Here is a 4,006-nt window from a genome sequence, read left to right as displayed (position 1 = left end):
GCCTTTGGGGACGGCCATGAACCGGGGGCGCCCGGCGCGCCCCGCCCGGGGGCGGCCGCGCCGGGCCGCGGGGGCGCCGCGGCGGGGGCCCCACGGTCGGAACCCCGTGCGTCGGGACATCAGCTCGACGTGATCTCGGTGGCGATCTTGGTGTAGGTCGGCGCGGCCTCCCCGAGATCGACGAGACTCTCCTGCTTGAGCAGCTCGGCCGATGTCATCCCCATGTTCGGGTACTCCTTGGCGAGCTCCGGAGCGACCTTGTCCATGGCCGCCTTGTTCGGAACCTTGTAGAGGATGTTCTCCACGGCCCAGGAGTGCACGTCCGCATCGAGGATGTAGTTGATGAAGGCGTGCGCCGCCTCCTTGTTCTTCGAGCTCTTGAGGATCACCATGGTGTCGGCCCAGAGGTCACTGCCCTCCTTCGGCACGACGAACTTGATGTTCTTGTTCTTGGCGATGCCGTAGTTGCACCAGCCGTCCCACGCCTCGACGAGGACGGCCTCGCCGCTCACCAGCCGCTCGTAGAAGGTGGTGTCGTCGAACGCGAGCAGCGTCTTCTTCGCGGCGACGAGCTTCTCCTTGACCTGGTCGAGCTGCGCCGGGTCGGTGGAGTTGGCGGAGAACCCGAGGGCCTTCTGCGCCGGGAGCATCAGCCACCGCTCGGTCGCGAGCATCGTGGTCTTGCCCTTGACGGAGGCGCGAGGCTCGATGAGGTCCTTCCAGCTCGACGGGGTGAAGTCCAGCAGGTCGCTGCGGTAGCAGAGCCCGGTCGTGCCCCATGTGTAGGGGACGGAGATCCGGTTGCCCTTGTCGTAGCTGAGCTCGGTCGCCTCGGGGTAGAGGTTGGCGAGGTTGGGGATGAGGTCGTGGTGGATCGGCTCGAGCAGGCCCTGCTCGGCGAGTGCCTGGGCGAACTGGCCGGAGACGAAGGCGACGTCGATGCCGGAGTTGCCGCTCGCGGTGAGCTTGGCGACGATCTCCTCGTTCGTGGCGTGGTGGGTCACGGTGACCTTCGGACCGGCGGCCTTCTGGAACTTCGCCGGCAGGTCCTCGGGCATGTAGTCGGCCCAGTTGGACACGACAAGCGACTGGGACGACAGGTCGGCGGTCGGGTTCAGGGTCTCGACCGGCGGAGAGGCCGGGTTCTCGGACCCACCGACCGTGCCGCCACAGGCGGCAAGGGTGAGGGTCAGGACGGCGGCTCCGGCGAGGGACCACTTGGCGCGGCGGGCCGCGCGATCATCTCGATGCATGTGCTGGCTCCTGCGTGACTGGCTCCCGAGAATGGTGGCCGGCTGCCTGCGAGGACGTCGATGGCCGCACGGTTGCCGGAGTCTTGCACTGAATTCAATGCAGGACAAGACCTTGATTGTGCTCATTTCAGCGCTAGATTGGCGCGGAACTGAATCACGTTAAGAACGGAAGGGGTGTGGATGGGCACGCGCGCAGCTGGAGAGGAACGCCGAGCCAAGCTGGTCGAGGCGGCCCGCAAGGCCATGCTCGAGCACGGCACGAAGGTCCGGCTCAACCAGGTCGCCAAGGCGGCCGGCGTCACCTCGAGCGCCGTCCTCTACCACTATCCCGACCTGCAGGACCTGCTCCTCGACGCCAACCGCGCCGGCATGGAGCGGTTCTACGACGCCCGGATGCGCGAGCTGCAGGACATCGCCGACCCGGCGGAGCGGCTCGTCCGCACCATCCGGTCAGGTCTGCCCGTCGACAGCAACGACGCCGACGTCCGGCTGCTGTGCGAGCTCGGCGGCGCGAGCGCGCGCAGCACGGTATACGGCGCCCTGCTCACCGCGCTGTACGACCGGCAGGTCGCGATGTACCAGGTCATCCTCGAGTCCGGCGCGACCCACGGCGTGTTCACCCTTTCCGGACCGACCCTGCCCATCGCACGCAACCTCGTCGCCCTCGAGGACGCCTACGGCTACCGGATGATGGCCCGACACCCGACCATCGACCGAGCCGCGGCAACCGAGCTCATCCTCGACTACGCCCGCCTCGCGACCGGACACCCACTGCCGACCGGCCCCCAGCCCACCGACCCACCGTCCACCGCCCCCGACACCGCCGGACCCTGACCCCCTGCCAAACCTCTCGATGACGAAAGACGAGGTTCAACGATGAACGCCCGTCCGCTCACCATCCTGTTCATGCCCGAGTCGGCATACGGACCCACCAACCAATGCATCGGGCTCGGCGACATCCTGCGCAAGGCTGGCCACCGCGTCGTCTTCGCCGCGGAAGCCTCCTGGCGCGGGAAGCTCGAGGCCCTCGGCTTCGAGGAGGACCTTGTCGACCTGGCGCCCCCGTCGGACTCCGCCGAGGACGAGGACGCGGGCCAGTTCTGGAAGGACTTCATCCGCGACACCGCGCCGGAGTTCCGCAAGCCGACCGTCGAGCAGCTGCGGACCTTCATCCACCCGACCTGGCAGGCGCTCATCGACGGCGCGGTCTACTGCGAACCGCAGCTGCGCCAGATCATCGAACGGGTCCAGCCCGATGTCGTCGTCGAGGACAACGTCGTCTGCTTCCCGGCCCTGATGACCTGCGAGGCGTCGTTCGTCCGGATCGTCTCGTGCAACCCGCTCGAGATGCAGGGGAACGCCGTCGCTCCCGTCTTCTCGGGCCTGCCGGCCGGCGACCCCACCGAGTGGGAGGCGTTCCGGGCCGAGTACGACCGGAGCCACCGCGAGCTGTGGGAGACCTTCAACGCGTGGGTCATGGAGCAGGGCGCACCCGCCCTGCCCGAGCTCGAGTTCATCCACACCTCCGAGACCGCCAACCTCTATGTCTATCCGGAGGAGGCCGACTATGTGGACCGCCGGCCACTCGATGCCACCTGGCACCGGATGGACTCGAGCGTGCGCGAGACCGACGAGGCCTACGAGCTGCCGTCGCTCGCGGCGGACCGTCCGGAGGGCAGCGCCCTGGTCTACCTCTCGCTCGGGTCCCTCGGCAGCGCCGACGTGGACCTGATGCGCCGCCTCGTCGACGTGCTCGCCCGCACCCCGCATCGGTACATCGTCAGCAAGGGACCGCAGCACACGGAGTTCGAGCTGGCCGACAACATGGTCGGCGCCGAGTTCCTCCCGCAGACGACGCTGCTGCCACAGGTGGACGCAGTCATCACGCACGGCGGCAACAACACCGTGACCGAGGCGCTGCACCACGGCAAGCCGATGATCGTGCTGCCACTGTTCTGGGACCAGTACGACAACGCCCAGCGGATGGACGAGCTCGGCTTCGGAGTGCGGCTGCCCACGTACAGCTTCACCGACGAGCAGATGTATGCCGCACTCGACCGCGTGCTGTCCCCGCAGCTGCGCGGCCGGTTGGCCGAGGTCGGTGCAGCGATTCGGTCCCGCGATGGCCTGCGCGCCGGAGCCGCCGTCATCGAGCGGGTGGCGCGCGAGCACCGCAGCCGCGTCGAGATGACCGTCTCCGTCCAGGCGTGAGCCACCACCGAAGCGACTCGGCCAGCGCCCCCCACTCCCTCAAGCTGGCCGAGGCGGTTCGCCGGGCCGATCCGGCTGTCGTGCAGCCGGATCGGCCCCGTTCCGCCGAAGTGACGGTGGCATCACAACTCGAGCTCGTGGCGGGGCTCGACCTCGGCGACGGGCGGTGGGTGACCGTCGTGCGCGACCGGGCGGGTGCCCGGTGGACCGCGCCGCTCGTGCTGGCCGACGAGGCGGTGCGACGCGCAGTGCCGGGTGACGGGGTGGCCGAGGCACTCGTCGCGCGCCTGGTCGAGGCAGCGCCGACTGGCTCCGCCGCGGTCGTCGCGGGTGCCACGCCGCCTTCCGGTCTGGGCGCCGACCCGGCGCTGGGCGAGTTCGTCCTCACTCGGTGGGCGGGGCAGCCGGCCCACGGGGAGCGAGCGATCAGCGTCGACCAGACGAACGAGTCCGTCATCGTCGGTGACGCCGCAGTGGTCAAGTGGTGCCTGCACCTGCCTCCCGCGGGAAGCACCATCGCACACCCGGCCGCCCGCCGGCTC

4 protein-coding genes are annotated in these 4,006 nt (G+C 69.2%); 3 read left to right on the top strand and 1 reads right to left on the bottom strand.

Going from position 1 to position 4,006, the window contains the following annotated elements:
• Window positions 1-119: 119 nt before the first annotated feature.
• On the bottom strand, window positions 120-1,253 hold the full coding sequence (locus ACTHJJ_RS19125; protein ID WP_440304538.1) for a polyamine ABC transporter substrate-binding protein: 1,134 nt from the start codon (window positions 1,251-1,253) through the stop codon (window positions 120-122).
• A 180-nt stretch (window positions 1,254-1,433) separates the two neighbouring features.
• Here ACTHJJ_RS19125 and ACTHJJ_RS19120 point away from each other — a divergent pair, with 180 nt between their 5' ends.
• The 3 genes from ACTHJJ_RS19120 to ACTHJJ_RS19110 form a co-directional block, all read left to right on the top strand.
• Window positions 1,434-2,087 carry a TetR/AcrR family transcriptional regulator gene (locus ACTHJJ_RS19120; RefSeq protein WP_440304537.1) on the top strand — a complete coding sequence of 218 codons (654 nt, stop codon included), beginning with the start codon at window positions 1,434-1,436 and terminating at the stop codon, window positions 2,085-2,087.
• 42 nt (window positions 2,088-2,129) lie between these two features.
• On the top strand, window positions 2,130-3,464 hold the full coding sequence (locus ACTHJJ_RS19115) for a glycosyltransferase (protein WP_440304536.1): 1,335 nt from the start codon (window positions 2,130-2,132) through the stop codon (window positions 3,462-3,464).
• Window positions 3,461-4,006: hypothetical protein (locus ACTHJJ_RS19110; protein ID WP_440304535.1), on the top strand; the 546-nt coding region annotated here is incomplete at its 3' end. The genes ACTHJJ_RS19115 and ACTHJJ_RS19110, both read left to right, overlap by 4 nt.

This window comes from Intrasporangium sp. (assembly GCF_051961875.1).
Taxonomy (GTDB): domain Bacteria; phylum Actinomycetota; class Actinomycetes; order Actinomycetales; family Dermatophilaceae; genus Intrasporangium_A.
This window is presented reverse-complemented; position numbering and strand designations above follow the sequence as displayed.